Consider the following 19,246-nt stretch of genomic DNA (forward strand, 5'->3'; position numbering starts at 1 on the left):
TCGATGAGCCCGTCAACGAGTCACGTGTCGCGCGGCGGCGCTGGGTTCGATAGCGTCAAGGCGCGTCGCGTGGCGCACCGCTGCGGAGGAGAGTCAGGGATGGCCCATATCGACACCGTCGTGATCGGCGCGGGTGTGGCGGGTCTAACCGCCGCACGGCTGCTCGCCCACGCTGGCCGTCGCGTCGCCGTACTCGAGGCTCGCGATCGCGTGGGTGGCCGGGTGTGGACGGACCGCAGCGACGGATTCATCACCGACCTCGGCGCGTCCTGGATCCACGGCGTCGCCGACTCCCCCGTGGCGGCGGCCGCTCGGGCCTTCGGCATGCGGGCAGTGGAGTTCACGGTAGGCAGCTACCAGCCGGACGGTCGACCGATCGCGTACTACGGGCCGGACGGGGAGCGTCTCTCAGAGGCCGCCGCACAGGACTTCACGAAGGACATCCACGCCGTGGATGCCACCCTCGTCGAGGTGATCGCCGCGTCGGCAGCGGAGGCCTCGTATCGGGACGTCACAGAGACGGCGCTGGACCTCCGGGGCTGGGACAACGCTCGCGCCCAGCGCGTCCGTGAGTTCCTGGAACACCGATCAGAGGAACAATACGGTGCGTGGATAGAGGATCTCGCCGCTCACGGTCTCGATGACGACGTCGTCGACGGCGACGAGGTGGTGTTCCCCGACGGCTACGATCGCCTTCCCGCGCGCCTCGCGCAGGGCCTCGACGTTCGCTTCCAACACGTCGTCTCTCGAGTGCGATGGTCCGCCGAGGGTGTCACCGTCACCACCGATCACGGCGACTTCGCGGCAGACACGGCTGTTGTGACGGTGCCGGTTGGTGTGCTCCAGTCGGGCGACTTCACGTTTGAACCTTCACTGCCCGAACCCAACGCAGGCGCTCTCAGCCGGCTCAGAATGAATGCTTTTGAGAAGGTGATCCTGCGCTTCCGGACCAAGTTCTGGGATGACGATGTCTATGCGATCCGGCAGCAGGGACCCGAGAGCCGATGGTGGCACTCCTGGTACGACCTCACGGCCCTGCATGGCACACCGACGCTCCTGACCTTTGCCGCGGGACCCGCTGCGACTGCCACACGGAACTGGGACGAAGAACGCATCGTCGAGTCAATTCTCGCGCAGCTGGAACGCCTCTACGGCGACCGCGTTGAGCGGCCGAGCCACGTGGGCCTGACCCACTGGCTGGACGATCCCTTCTCCCACGGTGCGTACGCGTACATGATGGTGGGCTCCACGACGGCCGACCACGACAACCTTGCCACGCCTGTCGGCGGCGTTCTCCACATCGCGGGCGAAGCCACCTGGACTGACGACCCCGCAACCGTCCCCGCCGCCATGTCCTCCGGACACCGCGCCGCGTCACGCATCCTGCGACGGGAGATCCCGATGGAGGGGTTGTGGCGGGAGCCGCGGCAATAGCGGGACCACCGGGCCTTCGCCGCCGTGCCCCGGCGAGCACCATCCGGTCAGGCGAACCTGGGTAGCGCCAGCGTGTGGCCAGTGTGGTCGACCTTGGCGGCGAGATAGCGGGCATTCGCATCCGTGAGGTGCACTCCCGTGGTGACGCGTTCTTCCACCCGGACTCCGAGCCGCTTAAGTTGCGCAGCCTTGTCGGGGTTGTTGCTCAGTAGCCGGATTCGGTCGGCGCCCACGACGTGCAGCATCTGGGCGGCGGGCGCGTAGTCACGCTCGTCCTCGCCGTGGCCCAGGGCAGTATTCGCCTCGTAGGTGTCGAGGCCAACATCCTGCAAGGCGTAGGCGTCGAGCTTGGCGTAGAGGCCGATGCCGCGACCTTCCTGGCGCAGGTACAGCAGGAATCCTCCCACCTCAGCGATACGCTCCACCGCTTCGCGTAACTGCGGGCCGCAGTCGCATCGCTCTGATCCCAGCACGTCGCCTGTGAGGCACTCAGAGTGAGGGCGCACGAGCGGTGGCTCTCCGCCATGCGCCGTCCGCGCCACAGCACCCTCCCAGTCTCCGAGCCCGATCGCGAGGTGCTCTTTGCCATCGACTAGACCCTGGAACGTCATCACACGGCCGGCGGTGCCGTACCCGTCGCCGAACCTGAGGGGCACGGTGACCGCAGTACGGACGGTCGCGGGCGCGATCTCGAGGCGCTTCCCAGCGACGTGCAGCCCGGCGCGGTTCGCGATCCGGCGTGTGACTGTCATGAGTGCTCCTCGATTGTTCGCTCCACCGCGGGGTTCAGTAGTTGACGCAACACCTATTCGTTGGCGGATATTTCCCAGGGCGAAGGCTAACGTCCCATCCGCGCCTGGAGTCCCTTGCGACGGGACTCACGTGGCACACGACGTGCGCGCATGTGGATAAGGTTCGTCCGTGAGGACTGTGGACTTGTGACGATTCAGCGCGTTGCCGAACTAGCCGGGGTGTCGACGGCTACGGTCTCGCGCGCGCTGGCGGGGAAGACGACCGTGTCCGCTGCGACCAAGAGCAAGGTCGAGGCCGCCGCGAAGGAATTGGGTTACGTCGTGTCTTCCGCGGCGTCGAGCCTCGCCTCGGGGCGAACGCGAAACATCGGCGTGGTGGTTCCGTTCCTCGACGGGTGGTTCTACATGCGCGTCCTGAAGGGTGCCCACCAGGCGCTCTCCGACGCGGGATACGACCTCACGCTATATCACCTGGACCAATCCGTGACCGTTCCTGGAGGACCCACGAACCCCCGCAGGGCACGCCTGTTTGACGAGTTCCTGCGGCGCCAAAGGGTAGACGCCTTCATCGCGGTCTCGCTCGAGCTGAGCGACACCGAGCTTGAAGGACTCAAGGCGATCGGCAAGCCCGCGGTGGGAATCGGCGGGCCCTTGCCGGGCGCCTTGACGCTGAGCATCGACGACGCGGCCATCGCCCGCCTTGCCACGGAACACCTGCTCTCGCTGGGCCACCGCCGCATCGCACACATTGGTGGCGACCCCCTCTTGGACCTGGACTTCCACCTGTCGGTCAACCGCCGCGCAGGATACGAAGCGGCGCTGCGGTCTCACGGAATCGAACCGGATCCCCCGCTGGTGAGGGGCGCCGACTTCACCATCACCGGCGGCTATACAGCCACGCTTCAGATTCTGGGCGATCCCCGAGTTGCGCCGACCGCGGTCTTTGCGGCGTCGGATGAGATGGCGATGGGGGCCATCATGGCCGCCCGCGATCTGGGCAAGAGAGTGCCCGAGGATCTCTCGATCATCGGCATCGATGGCCACGAACTCGGCGACTTCTTTGGACTGACGACGGTGTCCCAGTTCCCCGAGACGCAGGGACGTTTGGCGGCCGAGGCAGTGCTGAACGCGCTCGACAGCGAACCGACGCCGGCTCACAACGTGGCACTGCCCTACGAGCTGGTCGTGCGGCGCTCCACGAGCGTCCCGACAGACAGCTAGCGACTGGCGCTCAGCGGTCCACCTCGCGGCCCATCCCGTGCGCTGTTGACGTGAGGTTTCGCCACCCCCAAGCCACTGGCCGCGTGCCACACCGTATGCAAGCGCTGGACATTTTTGCCTCACCGACAACAAATGGGAAGGCGCCCTGCACTTTCTCGACTCGGCACCGAAGTACACATCGTGCCTCATATTTGAGGTCTCGCGAGAGCGTAATCAAACCGCAACCGACACCGCTTGCGCGATCGGTGGCCGCTCGCTACCGTGTAAGCGCTTGCACCCACGGTGTTGGCCGAGAGAATGGTCTCTGGGCGAAGGCGCGGATCGATCCCGCCGAGTCGGTGACGGTTCCTCGTCATCTTCGCGCAAAGGACACACCTGATGCTCATGACCAGAAAGTCGATTGCTGCGGGCGCTTTGCTCGCGGTGGGACTCCTCACCACTGGCTGCTCGACATCCTCCGATACCCCGACGGCGTCGGCCACGACCGCCGCACCCGACACCACCGCAACGAGCACGCTTACCGTCTGGGTGGACGCGGAACGGGCCGACGCGTTGGCTCAGGCCGCCACCGACTATGAGGCTCAGACGGGAATCTCCGTCGACATTGTCGCCCGCGACAACTCCACGTTGAAGGACGACTTCATTCAGCAGGCAAGCTCCGGCTCAGGGCCCGACGTGGTGATGGGTGCACACGACTGGCTGGGCGAGCTCACCACCAACGGCGTGGTCGCCCCGCTTGAGTTGGGCGACAAGGCTACGGACTTCCTTCCGGTGGCCCTCGATGCGTCCACATACGACGGCACCGTGTACGAACTGCCTTACGCGGTCGAGAACCTCGCGATGCTCCGCAACGCGGACCTCGTTCCCGAGCCCGCGGCCAACTTCGACGACATGATCGCCAAGGGCACGGCGGCTGGCGTGGAGTTCCCGTTCGTCGTTGAGCAGGGTGAGAACGGCAACCCCTACCACCTCTACCCGTTCCAAACCGCGTTTGGCGCACCCGTCTTCGGCCGCGACGCCGCAGGCTCGTACGACTCCACACAGCTCACGCTGGGCGACGGCACCGGTTTCGCTGAGTGGCTCGCCACGCAGGGCAGTGCGGGCGCAAACACCATGTCGACCGAGATCACCGGCGACATTGCCAAGGAGAAGTTCACCACCGGTCAGGCGGCCTTCTGGCTCACCGGCCCGTGGAACGTCAAAGCAGCGGTGGACGCGGGCATCAGCGTTGCCGTTGACGCCATCCCGTCCCCCGGTTCAGAGCCCGCTCAGCCGTTCGCTGGCGTGAAGGGCTTCTTTGTCAACCAGTACTCACAGAACAAAGTCGCCGCCAACGACTTCCTGGTGAACTACCTGGGCACCGTTGACGTCCAGGTCGCCCTGTTCAATTCGGGTGGCGTTCTTCCGGCCCTCACTGCCGCCGCGGACGCGGTGTCCTCGGACCCGATCATTGCCGGATTCAAGGCCGCTGGCCTGGACGCAGTTCCGATGCCCGCGATCCCCGCCATGGGACGCGTGTGGGAGTTCTGGGGCATCGCCGAGGCGGGCATCTTGAACGGTGCTGAACCCGACGCAACGTGGGCACAGCTCACGTCGGACGTCCGCACCGCGATCGACGGTTCCTAGCAAGCCGCGGGCAGGGGGTCGGGCGACGTGCCGCCCGGCCCCGTGCCCGATTCACCACACACCCTTGTTGACCCCGGGAGACCCTCGTGACTGACCTTCAAGGCGCACCCACCCGCTCCCCTGGTGTGGGCGCGTTGGTCGCCAAGATCTCGGTGCTCGGTGGGCTCGACGCCATTGCCGTGTTCCTCGCCGCGGTGCTCGTCGGGCGCGGCGACTACACCGTTGCCGCGCTCGTCGTTGTCGGGGCAATTATTCTCACGGTGATCTACCTGAGCGAGCGCCTACTGCCGGCCAAGTACATCGCGCCGGGCCTCGTCTTCCTCGCGATCTTCCAGGTGTTTGTCATTGGCTACACCGTATACATCGCGTTCACCAACTACTCGACCGGCCACATCCTGACGCAGGACCAGGCGGTAGAGGCGCTGCTCAGTCAATCCCAAAGCCGGCTTCCGGACTCGCCCTCTTACCCGCTGACGGTGGTCGAGTCCGGCACCCAGTTGGGCTTTCTTGTGACGGCGCCCAACGGCACCGCGCTGCTGGGCACTGAGGAAAGCCCGCTCAAGCCCGTCGACGCGAGCTTTGCCAACGGCCAGGCGGTCGCCGTCGACGGGTACACCTCGCTCCGCTTTGCCGACATCCTCGGACGCCAGGACGAGGTCTCCTCCCTGGCGGTTCCCCTCTCGGACAGTGCAGCCGACGGGTCACTGCGCACCCTGGACGGGCGCACCGCCTACGAGTACACGTCCAGCCTGTCCTTCGATTCGACAACCGGCGTCCTGACGGACACGACAACCGGCGAGTCCTACCGCGACGGCGGCGAAGGCTCCTTTGTTGGTGAAGACGGCACGGAGATCCTGCCCGGATGGCAGGTCAATGTGGGGCTCGACAACTTCGCCCGGGCAGTGAGCGAGCCCTCGATCAGGGGGCCGCTCGTCTACGTCACGGCGTGGACGATCGCCTTCGCGACACTCTCGGTGGGGATCATCTTCGCGCTCGGGTTGCTCATGGCGCTCCTGTTCAACGATCCCTCGATGAGGGGTCGCACGGCGTACCGCATTGTCATGGTGTTGCCCTACGCCTTCCCGGCCTTCCTGGGCGCCATGGTGTGGTCCGGGATGCTCTCGCAGAGCTTTGGCTTCATCAATCAGGTGGTGCTCGGCGGAGCGTCCATCCCCTGGCTGACCGACCCCACGCTCGCCAAGGTTTCGGTGCTGATGGTGAATCTGTGGCTCGGCTTCCCCTACATGTTCCTGGTCGCCACCGGCGCGCTCCAAGCCATTCCAGGTGAGGTGCGAGAGGCGGCCCGCATGGACGGTACCTCCCGGTTGCAGATGCTACGCCACATCGAACTCCCGCTGCTGTTGATCTCGATGGCACCGATTCTGATCGCCACCTTCGCGTTCAACTTCAACAACTTCAACGTGATCTACCTCGTCACGGGAGGGGGGCCACGAGACACCGGCGCCGGAATTCCTGTGGGGCACACCGACATCCTGATATCGCTTGTGTACAAGGTCGCATTCACGGGGCAAAACCGTGACTATGGTCTCGCCTCCGCCTTCTCGATCCTCATCTTCATCGTGGTCGCGGTGATCTCCGTGATCAGTTTCCGCCGCACCAAGACCCTTGAGGAGATCAACTGATGTCCGCCCCCAACCGCACTGCGGCGCGCCTTGATCCCCCGGGGCGTCGTCGCCGTAGCAAGCCGCACGTGTTGAGACACATCGCCGCACTCGTGCTGTCCTCCTATGCACTCCTGCCGCTGCTGTACGTCGTTTCGGCTTCGCTCAACCCGACGGGGACGCTCACCGGGTCCAACCGCCTGTTTCGCGTAGTCGGACTCGACAGCTATCGACGGCTGCTCGCGTCCGACCAGTTCCCCTTCCTGACCTGGTTCAAAAACTCCCTCATCATCGGGGTGACGACCGCGGTGCTGTCGGTGTTCTTGGGAGCCCTCGCCGCGTACGCGTTCTCCCGCATGCGCTTCCGCGGCCGCCGCACAGGGCTCCTGACCATCGTCCTGGTCCAGATGTTTCCCCAGCTGCTCGCAGTGGTCGCGATCTTCCTGCTGCTCAGCCGCATCGGCGAGCTGGTGCCCGCGATAGGACTCAACACCCAGGCAGGCCTCATCAGCGTGTACCTCGGCGCCGCGCTCGGCGTCAACACCTACCTCATGTACGGGTACTTCAACACGGTGCCCACGGAGATCGACGAGGCGGCGCGGGTAGACGGAGCGGGGCACCTGCGCATCTTCTTTACGATCATCCTGCGGCTCGTCGCGCCGATTCTCGCCGTCGTGGGCCTGCTGTCCTTCATCACCAGCATGAATGACTTCGTGATCGCCTCCGTGGTCCTCATCGACCCTGAGCGTCAGACCCTTGCCGTCGGGCTCTACCGCATGGTCTCCAACCCGAACTACGCGGACTGGAGCGCCTTCGCGGCCGGCGCCGTCATGGCCTCGGTGCCCGTCGTGGCACTGTTCCTGTTTCTCCAGAAGTACATCGTCGGCGGCCTGACCGCAGGATCCACCAAGTAGGGATGGTCCACGCGCTGAGCAAGCGCGTGCAATCCCTCCCGTCGCAGCCATAAGGTATAGGCATGCCGAACACCTCCTCTGACCCCGTCTCCGTCGAATGGTGGCGGGCTGCCGTCATCTACCAGGTCTATCCTCGGTCCTTCGCCGATGCTTCTGGAGACGGTGTGGGCGACCTGCCCGGCATCACGTCGCGCCTAGAGCACCTCGCGGACCTGGGCGTGGACGCGGTGTGGCTGTCGCCGTTCTACCGGTCGCCTCAGAACGACGCGGGATACGACGTCTCGGACTACTGCGACGTCGACCCGCTGTTGGGGACCCTTGACGATGCCGACGCGCTGATTCGCCGCGCTCACGAACTGGGCCTTCGCGTGGTTGTGGACGTGGTGCCCAATCACTCGTCAAGCGAGCACAAATGGTTCCAAGAGGCGCTCGCCGCGGGTCCGGGAGCCCCCGAGCGAGACCGCTACATCTTCCGTGAAGGGCGCGGGCTGGACGGCGCCAAGCCCCCGAACAACTGGCTCTCCATGTTCGGTGGCCCCGCCTGGACCCGGATCACCGAGGCCGACGGCACCCCCGGCCCCTGGTATCTGCACCTGTTCGACACCACGCAGCCCGACTTCGACTGGACCAATCCCTGGGTCGCTGACCGCTTTGACGAAATCCTGAGGTTCTGGTTCGATCGCGGCGCCGACGGCTTCAGGATCGATGTCGCGCACGGGCTCGCCAAGGCGCCGGGACTACCCGATGTCGACGTTGACCCGCTGCGCACCGGCGGCGAGTGGGCGGACGACGACCACCCGTATTGGTCGCGGGACGAGGTTCACGATATTTGGCGCCGGTGGCGCCGAGTCGCCGAGGAGTACGACGGCGACCGGGCGCTCGTGGCCGAGGCCTGGGTGCGACCATTGAACAAGATGGCCCTGTGGGTTCGCCCTGACGAGCTTCACCAGGCTTTCAACTTCGGCTACCTGATGGCCACCTGGGATGCCGCGGAATTGCGCGCCGTCATCGATGATTCGCTTGCCGCGTTCGGAGGTGTTGGCGCGCCGTCGACGTGGGTGCTGTCCAACCATGACACGGTCCGTCACCCCTTCCGCCTGTCACTCAAGGAACCGCTGCCACACGGCATCGGCATCGGCCCCAACAGCCCCGACCGCCCCGACGAGGCGCCCGCGCTGGCGCGCGGACGCGCCGCCACGCTCGTGATGCTCGCACTGCCTGGATCGGCGTACGTCTATCAGGGCGAGGAACTGGGCCTACCCGAGGCGATCGACATTCCCGACGACGCCCGTCAAGACCCCACCTTCTTCAGCACACCCGACGGGGTCTACGGCCGTGACGGCTGTCGGGTTCCCCTGCCGTGGGAACCAGACGCGCCAGCCTTCGGCTTCTCCCCCACCGGCAAGTCGTGGCTACCGCAACCCGCATCGTGGGCGGAATACGCGGCGGCCGCGCAGCTGGGCGTGGAGGGCTCCACGCTCGAGATGTACAAGTCCGCGCTCACTGTGCGACGCGAACACGGGCTGGGAACCGGCAACATCGCCTGGAACGAGTCGATTGACGACGTCCTGGACTTCACCGTGTCCGACGTGCGCGTTGTGGTCAACATGTCGGACGAGGAGATTCCGTTGCCCCACGCGGAGGTGCTGTTGGCTTCGGGCCCCATCACCGACGCCCTGCCTCACGACACCACCGTCTGGTTGCGCGCCTGACAGATCGCTAGTGGCGCGAACCGCCCGCCATCAGCCCCAGAAGCGCCGCCACAGCGGCACCCACGAGGGCGATGCCGCCCGCAAGCAGAAGCTTGCCGGTGACGGCGGGAAGGGCGTCGTTGGCCAAGGCGTCGCCGAAGACGCTCGCCCAGCTGCCGTCCGCACCCCCTGGCAGCCATCCGGCGATCCGGTCCGAACCGATCCACACCAACGCCACGTAGGTCCCCAGCGAGAACACGCCGACCGCCGCCAAGAACTTGGCGATCACGAATCGCTTGCGCGTCGAAACAAGCATGCCGAGCGCGATGAACGCCAGGCCCGCCCACAAGAAGTATCGCTTGGCGAACTCCATGCGGGAGTAGCCGGTGCGCACCGTCTCGAACGTGTCGGCCGACACCACCTCGATGCGCACCGGTGCGACGCTGAGGTTGGGGATATCCACCGCCGCTCCGGCGACCTGATCGATGCGCTCGTTCACCAGCTCGCTGGTGTTGATCGCCACTTCGAAGGGTCCGCGCGGGCGGTTGGGCGCCGTCAACTCCTCCTGAAGCTGTTGCCTTGCCGTCTGCAACTGCTCGACCACGCTGGCGCGGAACTCCTCGGTCTCCACCAGGGAGGTAATGCTCTGCGCGGCCGCGTCACCGACGCCCCACACGTCGAGGTCTATCCCGATGTCCTTGAGGGCTTCGAAGGCCCTGCCCTTGATCTCGGTGCCGATCTTGCTGGTGACCGCGGGGTTCTTGAGCGCCACCACCACGATGCGTTCGGTGGCGTCACCTTCCTGAACCGCCTTGATGGTCACCCAGGAGACCAGCCACAGCACCACGAGCGTGGCGCCAACAAGGATGGCTATCGCGGACATCAGGGTCCTCAGTGCCCTCACGCGTCGGCCTCCCAGCCGAAGAAGACGCGCTTGGTCACGGCGCGGGCGCGTCGAGAGGTGCGGGCGTAGCGCTCGTCCAACTCTTGACCCGTCTCGTCGACTCCCATGATGGAGGCCAGCACGGTCAGTTCGCTCACGTCGCCGGGGAGGACATCGCTGTCGCTCGACGCTCCCCGCAACGCGATCGCACCGCGCAGGTCGGTGGCGAGTCGCCACGCCAGCGTGAGCGTCCGCGCATCCTCCTTGGACAACACCGCTGCCTGCGCGGCGGCATCGATGGCTTCAAGCGTGCGCGTGGTGCGCAACGCCGGCTCGGAGTGGCCATGGCGCAATTGCAGGAGTTGAACGGTCCACTCCACGTCCGACAGGCCGCCGGGCCCCAGCTTGAGGTGCCTCCTGGGGTCGATGCCGCGCGGTAGGCGCTCGGCCTCCATGCGCGCCTTCAGCGTCCGCATCTGCTTGAGCGCCGCATCGGTCACCACGGGCCGGTAGCGCTCCTTGTCGATGGCGGCCAGACAGCGCTCCCTGAGCTCGGGGGGACCCGCGATCGGGCGGGCGCGCAACAGAGCCTGAATCTCCCATGGGTCGGACCAGCGCCGGTAGTACTCGATCATGGACTCGAGCGACCGGACGAGAGCGCCATTCTTACCCTCAGGGCGCAGGTCCGCATCAACAGCGAGCGACGGCTGCGGGTTGGATCGCTGCAGGAGGTCCCTCAACTTGGTGGCCACCGCCAAGGCGAATGCGGTCGGGTCCTCGGCACCCTCGCGAGGCTCAAAGACGAACTGGACGTCGGCGTCAGAGGTGTAACCCATCTCCTCACCTCCGTAGCGCCCCATCGCGACGACCGCCAGGTCGGCAGCGGGCGCCTCGAGGCCCTTCTCGCGGGTGACGACCTCCTCGGCCACGCGTAGCGCGGATCTCATCAACACGTCGGCCGCGTCGGTGACCGCCCTGGCCGCGCCCACCGAATCCTGGAGGGCCAATACATTGGCAGCGGCGGTGCGCGCAACCTCGCGCCTGCGAAGTCCGCGTAGCGCCGTGATGCACTGATCCTCATCGTCCGCACGCGACACGATCGCGTCCGCTTCCCGGTCCAGCCGATCGACCGACACCCGTGCCAGATCGTCGTCGTTGTCCAGCCACGTAATGTCTTGGGCGGAAGACAGCAGTGCCCTGGCAACAAAGCCTGAGGTGGCCAGCAGTGTGGCCAATCGTTCGGCGGCTGTGCCTGAGTCGCGCAGCAGTTTGAGGAACCACTGCGCGTTCTCCAACTGCTCCGACAGCTGCCGGAACGCGAGCAGGCCCGCGTCCGGATCCACGCCTTCCGCGAACCAGCCGATCATCGCGGGTAACAGCTGTCGTTGGATCGCCGCGCGCCTGCTCAGCCCTTGCGTGAGAGCCGCAATGTGGCGCTGCGCTCCTTCCGGGTCGCGAAAGCCGATCGCCGCGAGCCGGGCGCGAGCGGCCGACTCGTCGAGGGACGCCTCGCCCGCGCTCAACTGGGCGACGGCGCCCAGGATCGGCCGGTAGAACATCTCGAGGTGCATCGCTCGCACGTCTCGGCGCACGTCTTCCCACACCTCGTCCATGTAGCCCACGGTGGCAAAGCCGGAAGCCCTCGCAAGGGTTCTCTTGGCGTCCTCCGCGTCGGGCATGAGGTGAGTGCGGGAGAGCTTGCGCATCTGGAGGCGGTGCTCCCAGACACGCAGCTGACGGTACGAACGCTCGAGCCCGGCCGCCTGCGTGCGGCCCACGTAGCCGCCGTCTCGCAGCGCCCTCAGTGCCTCGAGGGTGCCGCGGACCCGCAGCGTTTCATCTGACCGCCCGTGCACGAGTTGGAGCAATTGGATGGTGAATTCGACGTCACGCAGACCGCCAGGACCGAGCTTGATCTCGCGTCCGGCCTCCTTGGGCGGAATGTGGTCCTCCACGCGCCGGCGCATCGCTTGCGCGGACTGCACGAATCCGTCTCGCTCCACCGCCGTCCACACAAAGGGCCACACCGCGTCGACGTACGCCTGACCCACCTCCATATCACCCGCCACGGGCCGCGCCTTGAGCAGTGCCTGGAACTCCCATGACTCGGCCCACCGCTCGTAATATGCCCGATGGGACTCGATGCGCCTCACCAGGACGCCATCCTTGCCCTCGGGACGCAAATTGGGATCGACCTGCCACAGCGGCGGTTCGATCGACGGCGCCGAACACACAGCGGCCGCCCTCACCGCCAGAGCGGTCGCGACCGACAGCGCACGCGACTCATCCGCGCCCTCGACCGGTTCCGCGACGTAGATCACATCGACATCTGAGACGTAGTTGAGTTCACGTGCACCGCATTTGCCCATCGCGATCACAGTCAGCCGGACGGTTTCGTAACCTGCGGTTTCCGCACGCGCCACTGCGAGCGCGGCCTCCAATGCCGCGCCGGCAAGGTCCGCCAACGCCGCGCCCACCTCTGGCATCACCGCGAGCGGGTTCGGCGCGGCCACGTCCACGGCGGCCACGTTGGCCAGCGCGCGCCGATACGCGACTCTCATCGCGTCAACCGCCTTGGCACCGGTGAGGGCCGCCACCGGCACGGCAGTGGCCGGGTCCGCACCTACCGCGGCCAGCATTTCATTGCGAGCCTCGGTGGCCTCGGGCGGGACGCCGATATTCCATCGCCGGGCATCGGACGCGTACTGGGGGTGCCTGACCAGGAAGTCGCCGATCGCGACGGATGCCCCCAGAAGCATGGCGAGCGTGGCGCCGGCGCGCGTCTCCTTGAGCGACACGAGTTCGTCGAGAACGCCCCGCTGTTGGGCCGCCTCGGACAGGCGCAACAGATTGAGCAGGCCGGAATCGGGGTCGGCCAGATAGGACAAGGCGCTGGGGACATCGTCGATCGTGACGCCCGTGATCCTCTCGATGTCCGCGATGAGTCGCAGGGCCCTGTCGGGGTCCGTCACCCCGGCGCGCAGCAGTCGAGCGCCAGGACTCAGTTCGCGGGCAGTCACACCTCTAGCCTACGGGCGCAGGTCACCGAGGGTCCGACGACTATAGGACACCCAGATGGCGCTCGAGCTCGAAGGGAGTGACCTGTGCACGGTAGCCCGTCCACTCCTCGCGCTTGTTGCGCAGGAAGAAGTCGAAGACGTTCTCGCCGAGCGTCTCTGCCACCAGTTCAGATTTCTCCATGATGGCGACTGCCTCTGCAAGCGACGACGGCAGGGGCTCATAGCCCATCGTCTTACGCTCCGCGTTGCTCAACTCCCACACGTCGTCCTCGGCACCGTCGGGAAGGTCATACCCCTTCTCGATGCCCTTGAGCCCGGCCGCGAGCATGACGGAGAACGCGAGATAGGGGTTGGCGGCCGAGTCGACGGCCCGATACTCGACTCGAGTCGATGGACCCTTGCTCGGCTTGTGGATGGGCACTCGCACCAGTGCGGAACGGTTGTTGGAGCCCCAGCACACGTAACTGGGAGCCTCGGCGCCGCCCCACAGGCGCTTGTAGGAGTTGACGTACTGGTTGGTGACCGCCGTGATTTCGACCGCATGCTTGAGCAGCCCAGCCATGAACTGGCGGGCCACGGTGGACAGGCCCAATTCGGCAGCGGGGTCGTGGAACGCGTTGCGGTCACCCTCAAACAGGCTCAGGTGGCTGTGCATGCCGGAGCCGGGCGCGTACGACAGCGGCTTGGGCATGAACGACGCGTACAGGCCTTGCTCGAGAGCGACCTCCTTGATCGCCGTGCGGAACGTCATGATGTTGTCGGCGGCCGTCAATGCGTCCGCGTACCGTAGGTCGATCTCGTTCTGGCCAGGGCCCGCCTCGTGGTGGCTGAACTCCACGGAGATGCCCATCTCCTCGAGCGTCGTAATGGCCGTGCGGCGGAACTCGTGGGCGGTGCCGCGCGGCACGTTGTCGAAGTAGCCGGCCTGGTCGACAGGCTTGGGTGGCTGCCCCTCCTCGAGCGGCTTGAACAGGTAGAACTCGATCTCTGGGTGGATGTAGAACGAGAATCCCTGCTCGGAGGCCTTGCCGAGCGTGCGCTTGAGCACCTGGCGCGGGTCCGATAGCGCTGGCTCGCCGTCCGGAAGGCCGATGTCGCAGAACATGCGCGCCGCGCCTTGGCGCTCACCACGCCACGGCAGCACCTGGTAGGTGGTGGGGTCCGGCTTGGCGAGCATGTCGGACTCGTAGACGCGCGTCAGGCCCTCGACGGCAGAGCCGTCAAAGCCGATGCCCTCACTGAAGGCGTTTTCCAGTTCCGCGGGTGCGATCGCCACCGACTTGAGGATCCCGAGCACATCGGTGAACCACAAGCGGATGAAGCGGATGTCGCGCTCCTCGACACTGCGAAGCACATACTCCTGCTGCTTATCCATGCCCCTATCCTGCCCCATCCATATGACGATTGTGTGACGTGACCGCGGTGCCAACGCCGCGTAGGCTGGCGCCATGTCCGGCCTCACCATAGCGCTCGCCCAAGTCAATCCGTGTGTGGGCGATATCGCTGGTAATGCAGCTCTTGTGCGCGCATCGGTGCGCAGGGCCGCGGAGGCGGGGGCGAACCTTGTGGCGTTCCCGGAAATGGTCATCACCGGCTACCCGATCGAGGACCTGGCTCTGCGGGAAAGTTTTCAGCGCGCCGCGGAGGGTGCGGTGCAGACCCTCGCGACGGCTTTGGAGGCGGACGGACTGGGCTCCATCACGGTGATTTTGGGGACCTTGGGGGTCAGCCAGAAGGGCATGCCATTCAATCAGGCCGCGGTTATCCGACGCGGGAGTGTTGAGGCGCGCTACAACAAGCATCACCTTCCCAACTACGGCGTCTTCGACGAGCGCCGCATTTTCGCGTCGGGTCAGGACCGGTGCGTGCTGCGGGTTCACGATGCCACCGTGGGAGTCGTGATCTGCGAGGACATCTGGCAAGACGGCGGGCCCGTCTCCCAGATGGACGACGCCAACATCCAGCTGCTGGTGGTGCTCAACGGCTCGCCGTTCGAGGAGGGCAAGGGTCACGTGCGGCGCGACCTTGCCGCACGCAGGGCACGCGAGGTCAAAGCACCCGTGGCCTACGTGAACCTGTGGGGTGGCCAGGACGACCTGGTGTTCGACGGCCACAGCTTCATCGTGGGCGCCGACGGCCGCGTCCTCGCCTCCTCCCCCGGCTTCGCCGACCACCTCCTGCTGTGGACGCTGCCGCACGATGACGACGTCCCAAAGCCCGGCTCCCTCGCCCCGGCCGCGAGCGATGACGAGCAGGTCTACACCGCGATCGTGACTGGCCTGCGCGACTACGTCACCAAGAACGGCTTCAGCTCGGTGGTGCTCGGCGTCTCGGGCGGCATCGACTCGGCACTCACCGCGGTAATCGCGGCCGACGCTCTCGGTGGCGAGAACGTGGTGGGCGTGTCGATGCCCTCCGCGTTCTCCTCCGACCACTCCAAGGACGACGCCGCGGACTTGGCCAAGCGCATCGGCGCCGACTACCGGGTGCAACCGATCGCGCCCATGGTGGACGCGTTCCAGGACCAGTTGGGCCTCACCGGCGTGTCCGAGGAGAACCTCCAGGCCCGGGTGCGGGGGGTGATCCTCATGGCGATCTCGAACCGTGAGGGCCACCTGGTCATTGCGCCGGGCAACAAGTCGGAACTCGCGACGGGTTACGCGACGATCTACGATGCCGGCAGCATCGGCGGCTTCGCGCCGCTCAAGGACGTGGACAAGTCCCGTGTGTGGGAGCTGGCGCGGTGGCGCAACCGTGCGGCGGCTCAGCGCGGCGAGGTCGAGCCCATTCCCGTGAATTCGATCGAGAAGCCCCCGAGCGCCGAGCTGCGGCCCGGTCAGACGGACCAGGACTCGTTGCCCGCCTATGAACTGCTCGACGAGGTGCTCGACGCCTACGTGGAGCACGCCGAGGGGCGTGCGGAGCTTCTCGCCCGCGGCTTCGACGAAGCCGTGGTGGACAAGGTGCTGTCGCTCGTGGACCGTGCCGAGTGGAAACGCCGCCAGTACCCGCCGGGCCCCAAGGTCACCGCACTCGCGTTCGGGCGCGACCGACGCCTGCCCATCACGAGCCGCTGGCGCGAGCTCGAGGAGTAGCCCACGCAACGCAACCCTGGCGCCAAGCGCCGTGAGAGTCTGGAACCATGACCGAACGAAAAAAGGTGCGCATTCATCACTTCCGCGACATGAAGGCTCGCGGCGAGAAGATCACGATGCTCACGGCATACGACTACCCCACCGCCAAGCTGTTCGACGAGGCCGGCGTTGACGTACTGCTCGTCGGCGACTCGCTCGGCGACAACATCTTGGGTCACCACAACACCGGCGCGGTGACCCTGGACGAGATGATCCCGTTGGCGCGCGCCGTGTCGCGCGGCGCGGCCAAGGCGTTTGTGATCGCGGACCTGCCCTTCGGCACATATGAGGTGTCTCCTCAGCAGGCTGTCGAGTCTTCGATTCGCATGATGAAGGAGGCCCAGCCTCACGCCATCAAGTTCGAGGGCGGGCGCCGCGTCGCAGCACAGGTCAAGGCGCTCACCGACGCCGGCATCCCCTTCGTGGGCCACTTGGGGTTCACGCCGCAGTCCGAGAACATGTTGGGCGGGCGTCGCATCCAGGGTCGCGGCGACGGCGCATACGACGACATGCTCGCCGATGCGCTGGCGCTGCAAGAGGCGGGCGCATGCATGATCGTGCTCGAGATGGTCGTCGCACCCGTAGCCGAGAAGCTCACCGCGGCACTCGACATCCCGACCATCGGCATCGGCGCCGGACCCGACACCGACGGCCAGGTTCTCGTCTGGCTCGACGCATTGGGAATGGGCGACTGGAGCCCCAGCTTTGCCAAGCACTTTGGCGAGGTGGGCAAGGCCATGCGGGAGGCCGTCGCCGGCTATGTGTCCGAAGTCAAGGCAGGGACCTTCCCGACCGCCGATCACACGTTCGACGAATAATCCGAAGGGACCGCCGCCATGACCACCGTCATCGTTACGGGAAGCAAGGGCAAGGTGGGCCGGGTCGTCGTCGACGAACTCGCCGCGGCCGCATCCGAGGTCCACGGTCGCGACCTCGCGGGGCGGGACGCTCCCTAGTCCTCGCCCTTCCAGTCCGCGTCTGCCTCGTCCCACGCATCGGAGCGCTTCTCGGCCGTCTCGAGAGCCTTGGACGCCTCTTCAAACGTGTCGTATGGGCCTAGCAGGTGCTCCCAAGGACTGAGGCGCCCCTTCTCGACCATGCGGGTGTGCGTATTGAAGTAGTACTCCGTCTTGTCGTCTGCCTCGTGCATGTTCAACCTCCTCCGCCCGTAGACTGCCCAGTATGGCCCCCGCGCGCGAAGGCATCATTAAGGGCTCAGTCTCCCCGATGCGCCCCGTCCCCGCCAGCATCTCTCGTCCCGAGTATGTGGGCAAGAGGCACGCAGCCTCCTGGAAGGGCGGCGACGTTCACAGCGACGAGCTGGTGGAGCGCATCCGTATCAGTTCACAGATCGCCGCGCAGGCGCTCGCAGAAGTGGGCCGGCACGTGGTCCCGGGCGTCACGGCGGACGAGTTGGACCGCATCGGCCACGAGTTTGTGTTGGACCATGGCGCATACCCCTCGACGCTTGGCTACCCCTCGTCTGCCGGGCGGACCCCGTTCCCCAAGGCGCTGTGCACCTCCATCAACGAGGTCATCTGCCACGGAATCCCCGACGACACCGTGGTCCAGGAGGGCGACATCGTGAAGGTTGACATCACGGCCTACAAGAACGGTGCGCACGGCGACAACTGCGGATCGTTCATCGCCGGCGAGGGTGCGCCGGAGTCTCGCCAGCTGGTGGAGGTCACGCACGAGGCGATGATGCGCGGCATCAAGGCGGCACAGCCGGGCCGGCAGGTCAACGTGATCGGCCGGGTGATCGAGAAGTACGCGGCACGATTCGGTTACGAATCCGTGAGGAACTACACCGGTCACGGCGTGGGACCCGCTTTCCACACCGGCCTGGTGATCCCGCATTACGACTCGGCCCCGTACCACGACGACATCATCGAACCCGGCATGGTGTTCACCGTTGAACCCATGTTGGTGGCCGGCTCGGAGGCCAACGACGAGTGGGACGACGGCTGGACCGTCGTCACGCGCGACGGATCCTGGGTCGCCCAATTCGAAAACACCATCTACATCACGCCCGATGGCCCGGAGGTCTTGACAGTCCCATGAGCAAACACGTTGCACTCGGAGTCGACATCGGCGGTTCGGGCATCAAGGCCGCACCCGTCAACCTGAAGAACGGCGAGTTCCTGGAGAAGCGTCACCGCATCGAGACGCCACAGCCCGCCACTCCCGAAGCGGTCGGCAAGACGGTCGCGCAGGTGGTTTCCACGTTCGAACCGTCCAAGAAGACGCCCATCGGGATCACGTTTCCAGGAGTAATCCAGCACGGCGTGGTGAAGTTCGCGCCCAACGTCGACCAGTCCTGGATCGGCGTCAATGTCGACGATGTCATGCGCGACTATGTGGGTCGCCATGTTCACACGCTCAACGACGCCGACGCGGCCGGATATGGCGAGTACCTGTACGGCGCCGCCCACGGCCGAGACGGCGTGGTATTCCTTGCGACGTTCGGCACCGGCATCGGTTCCGCCGTCATCGTGGAGGGCGAGGTCATGCCCAATACCGAACTGGGCCACCTGCTCATCGACGGCATTGACGCCGAGGAGTACGCGGCCGAGTCCGCGCGCGAGCGCCACGACCTCGCCTGGGAGGAGTGGGCCAGCCACCTGCAGAAGTACTTCTCGGAGGTTGAACGCCTGATCTGGCCGGATCTCATCATCGTGGGTGGAGGCGTTTCGAAGGCTCATGACCAGTTCCTACCCAGGCTCGCGCTGCGGTCGCCGATCGTCCCGGCGGAACTGCTCAATGACGCTGGCATTGTGGGCGCCGCCGCCGCGGCGGCACACTTCCGCGAGCGTCAAGAGGCCAAGGACAAGGCGGAGGCGCAGAAGGCGAAAGCCGACGCGAGGAAGGCTGGCCGGAAGAAGGCTTCCACAAGCGATCCGTAGCCGATCGCGTATGTCCTGGTAAAACGGGACCACAGTCCCGCCG

General features: G+C 66.1%; 15 protein-coding genes. 10 read left to right on the forward strand and 5 right to left on the reverse strand.

The features are described from left to right. Positions 1-99 precede the first annotated feature (99 nt). Positions 100-1,434, forward strand: a complete 1,335-nt coding sequence (locus QZZ29_RS04845; protein ID WP_291381811.1) for an NAD(P)/FAD-dependent oxidoreductase — start codon at positions 100-102, stop codon at positions 1,432-1,434. A gap of 47 nt (positions 1,435-1,481) precedes the next feature. On the opposite strand, the gene ribA is transcribed toward QZZ29_RS04845, so the two are convergent. After that, positions 1,482-2,186 (reverse strand): GTP cyclohydrolase II, encoded by a 705-nt coding sequence (ribA, locus tag QZZ29_RS04850; RefSeq protein WP_291381813.1) that lies wholly within the window; start codon positions 2,184-2,186, stop codon positions 1,482-1,484. Positions 2,187-2,372: 186 nt separating this feature from the next. On the opposite strand from ribA, the gene QZZ29_RS04855 reads away from it, so the two are divergent. The 5 genes from QZZ29_RS04855 (at position 2,373) to QZZ29_RS04875 (ending at position 9,281) form a co-directional block, all read left to right on the forward strand. Continuing rightward, positions 2,373-3,407 (forward strand): LacI family DNA-binding transcriptional regulator, encoded by a 1,035-nt coding sequence (locus QZZ29_RS04855; protein ID WP_366479057.1) that lies wholly within the window; start codon positions 2,373-2,375, stop codon positions 3,405-3,407. Between the two features lie 384 nt (positions 3,408-3,791). Beyond that, positions 3,792-5,033 (forward strand): extracellular solute-binding protein, encoded by a 1,242-nt coding sequence (locus QZZ29_RS04860; RefSeq protein WP_366479059.1) that lies wholly within the window; start codon positions 3,792-3,794, stop codon positions 5,031-5,033. An 86-nt stretch (positions 5,034-5,119) separates the two neighbouring features. Then, positions 5,120-6,676: an ABC transporter permease subunit gene (locus QZZ29_RS04865; protein ID WP_291381819.1), complete on the forward strand. Its 1,557-nt coding sequence runs from the start codon at positions 5,120-5,122 to the stop codon at positions 6,674-6,676. Further along, positions 6,676-7,569, forward strand: a complete 894-nt coding sequence (locus QZZ29_RS04870; RefSeq protein ID WP_291381820.1) for a sugar ABC transporter permease — start codon at positions 6,676-6,678, stop codon at positions 7,567-7,569. Before QZZ29_RS04865 ends, QZZ29_RS04870 begins: the two co-directional genes overlap by 1 nt. A 62-nt stretch (positions 7,570-7,631) precedes the next feature. Then, on the forward strand, positions 7,632-9,281 hold the full coding sequence (locus QZZ29_RS04875; RefSeq protein WP_291381822.1) for a glycoside hydrolase family 13 protein: 1,650 nt from the start codon (positions 7,632-7,634) through the stop codon (positions 9,279-9,281). Between the two features lie 7 nt (positions 9,282-9,288). Here QZZ29_RS04875 and QZZ29_RS04880 read toward each other — a convergent pair whose 3' ends face one another. Genes QZZ29_RS04880 through QZZ29_RS04890 form a run of 3 tightly spaced genes read right to left on the reverse strand, consistent with a single transcriptional unit; the run spans position 9,289 to position 14,538 of the window. Beyond that, a complete protein-coding gene (locus tag QZZ29_RS04880; protein WP_291381824.1) occupies positions 9,289-10,164 on the reverse strand; it encodes a hypothetical protein in 876 nt (291 codons plus the stop codon). Next, complete coding sequence (locus tag QZZ29_RS04885; RefSeq protein ID WP_291381826.1) at positions 10,161-13,163, reverse strand: bifunctional [glutamine synthetase] adenylyltransferase/[glutamine synthetase]-adenylyl-L-tyrosine phosphorylase; 3,003 nt, start codon at positions 13,161-13,163, stop codon at positions 10,161-10,163. The genes QZZ29_RS04880 and QZZ29_RS04885 overlap by 4 nt, the downstream gene beginning before the upstream one ends. A 40-nt stretch (positions 13,164-13,203) precedes the next feature. Beyond that, positions 13,204-14,538 carry a glutamine synthetase family protein gene (locus tag QZZ29_RS04890; RefSeq protein ID WP_291381827.1) on the reverse strand — a complete coding sequence of 445 codons (1,335 nt, stop codon included), beginning with the start codon at positions 14,536-14,538 and terminating at the stop codon, positions 13,204-13,206. Between the two features lie 73 nt (positions 14,539-14,611). Between QZZ29_RS04890 and QZZ29_RS04895 the strand changes: the two genes are divergently transcribed. Together QZZ29_RS04895 and panB are read left to right on the forward strand one after the other, a co-directional pair. Beyond that, positions 14,612-16,258, forward strand: a complete 1,647-nt coding sequence (locus tag QZZ29_RS04895; RefSeq protein ID WP_291381829.1) for an NAD+ synthase — start codon at positions 14,612-14,614, stop codon at positions 16,256-16,258. Between the two features lie 47 nt (positions 16,259-16,305). Next, positions 16,306-17,115 carry a 3-methyl-2-oxobutanoate hydroxymethyltransferase gene (gene panB, locus QZZ29_RS04900; RefSeq protein WP_291381831.1) on the forward strand — a complete coding sequence of 270 codons (810 nt, stop codon included), beginning with the start codon at positions 16,306-16,308 and terminating at the stop codon, positions 17,113-17,115. Positions 17,116-17,249: 134 nt separating this feature from the next. Here panB and QZZ29_RS04905 read toward each other — a convergent pair whose 3' ends face one another. After that, the gene (locus tag QZZ29_RS04905; RefSeq protein WP_291381833.1) at positions 17,250-17,447 is read right to left on the reverse strand and encodes a hypothetical protein; all 198 of its coding nucleotides are present in this window, start codon (positions 17,445-17,447) and stop codon (positions 17,250-17,252) included. 32 nt (positions 17,448-17,479) lie between these two features. On the opposite strand from QZZ29_RS04905, the gene map reads away from it, so the two are divergent. Beyond that, positions 17,480-18,361, forward strand: a complete 882-nt coding sequence (gene map, locus QZZ29_RS04910) for a type I methionyl aminopeptidase (protein WP_291381834.1) — start codon at positions 17,480-17,482, stop codon at positions 18,359-18,361. Continuing rightward, positions 18,358-19,203: a polyphosphate--glucose phosphotransferase gene (gene ppgK / locus QZZ29_RS04915; protein ID WP_291381835.1), complete on the forward strand. Its 846-nt coding sequence runs from the start codon at positions 18,358-18,360 to the stop codon at positions 19,201-19,203. The genes map and ppgK overlap by 4 nt, the downstream gene beginning before the upstream one ends. The last annotated feature ends 43 nt before the right edge of the window (positions 19,204-19,246 follow it).

Origin of the sequence: Demequina sp. (assembly GCF_016278765.1) — a bacterium.
Classification (GTDB): domain Bacteria; phylum Actinomycetota; class Actinomycetes; order Actinomycetales; family Demequinaceae; genus Demequina.

Coding starts and splice junctions, on each gene's coding strand:
- QZZ29_RS04875 (WP_291381822.1), top strand. CDS start 7,632: ATGCCGAACACCTCCTCTGACCCCGTCTCCGTCGAATGGTGGCGGGCT.
- panB (WP_291381831.1), top strand. CDS start 16,306: ATGACCGAACGAAAAAAGGTGCGCATTCATCACTTCCGCGACATGAAG.
- ppgK (WP_291381835.1), top strand. CDS start 18,358: ATGAGCAAACACGTTGCACTCGGAGTCGACATCGGCGGTTCGGGCATC.
- map (WP_291381834.1), top strand. CDS start 17,480: ATGGCCCCCGCGCGCGAAGGCATCATTAAGGGCTCAGTCTCCCCGATG.
- ribA (WP_291381813.1), bottom strand. CDS start 2,186: ATGACAGTCACACGCCGGATCGCGAACCGCGCCGGGCTGCACGTCGCT.
- QZZ29_RS04870 (WP_291381820.1), top strand. CDS start 6,676: ATGTCCGCCCCCAACCGCACTGCGGCGCGCCTTGATCCCCCGGGGCGT.
- QZZ29_RS04845 (WP_291381811.1), top strand. CDS start 100: ATGGCCCATATCGACACCGTCGTGATCGGCGCGGGTGTGGCGGGTCTA.
- QZZ29_RS04895 (WP_291381829.1), top strand. CDS start 14,612: ATGTCCGGCCTCACCATAGCGCTCGCCCAAGTCAATCCGTGTGTGGGC.
- QZZ29_RS04890 (WP_291381827.1), bottom strand. CDS start 14,538: ATGGATAAGCAGCAGGAGTATGTGCTTCGCAGTGTCGAGGAGCGCGAC.
- QZZ29_RS04905 (WP_291381833.1), bottom strand. CDS start 17,447: ATGCACGAGGCAGACGACAAGACGGAGTACTACTTCAATACGCACACC.
- QZZ29_RS04860 (WP_366479059.1), top strand. CDS start 3,792: ATGACCAGAAAGTCGATTGCTGCGGGCGCTTTGCTCGCGGTGGGACTC.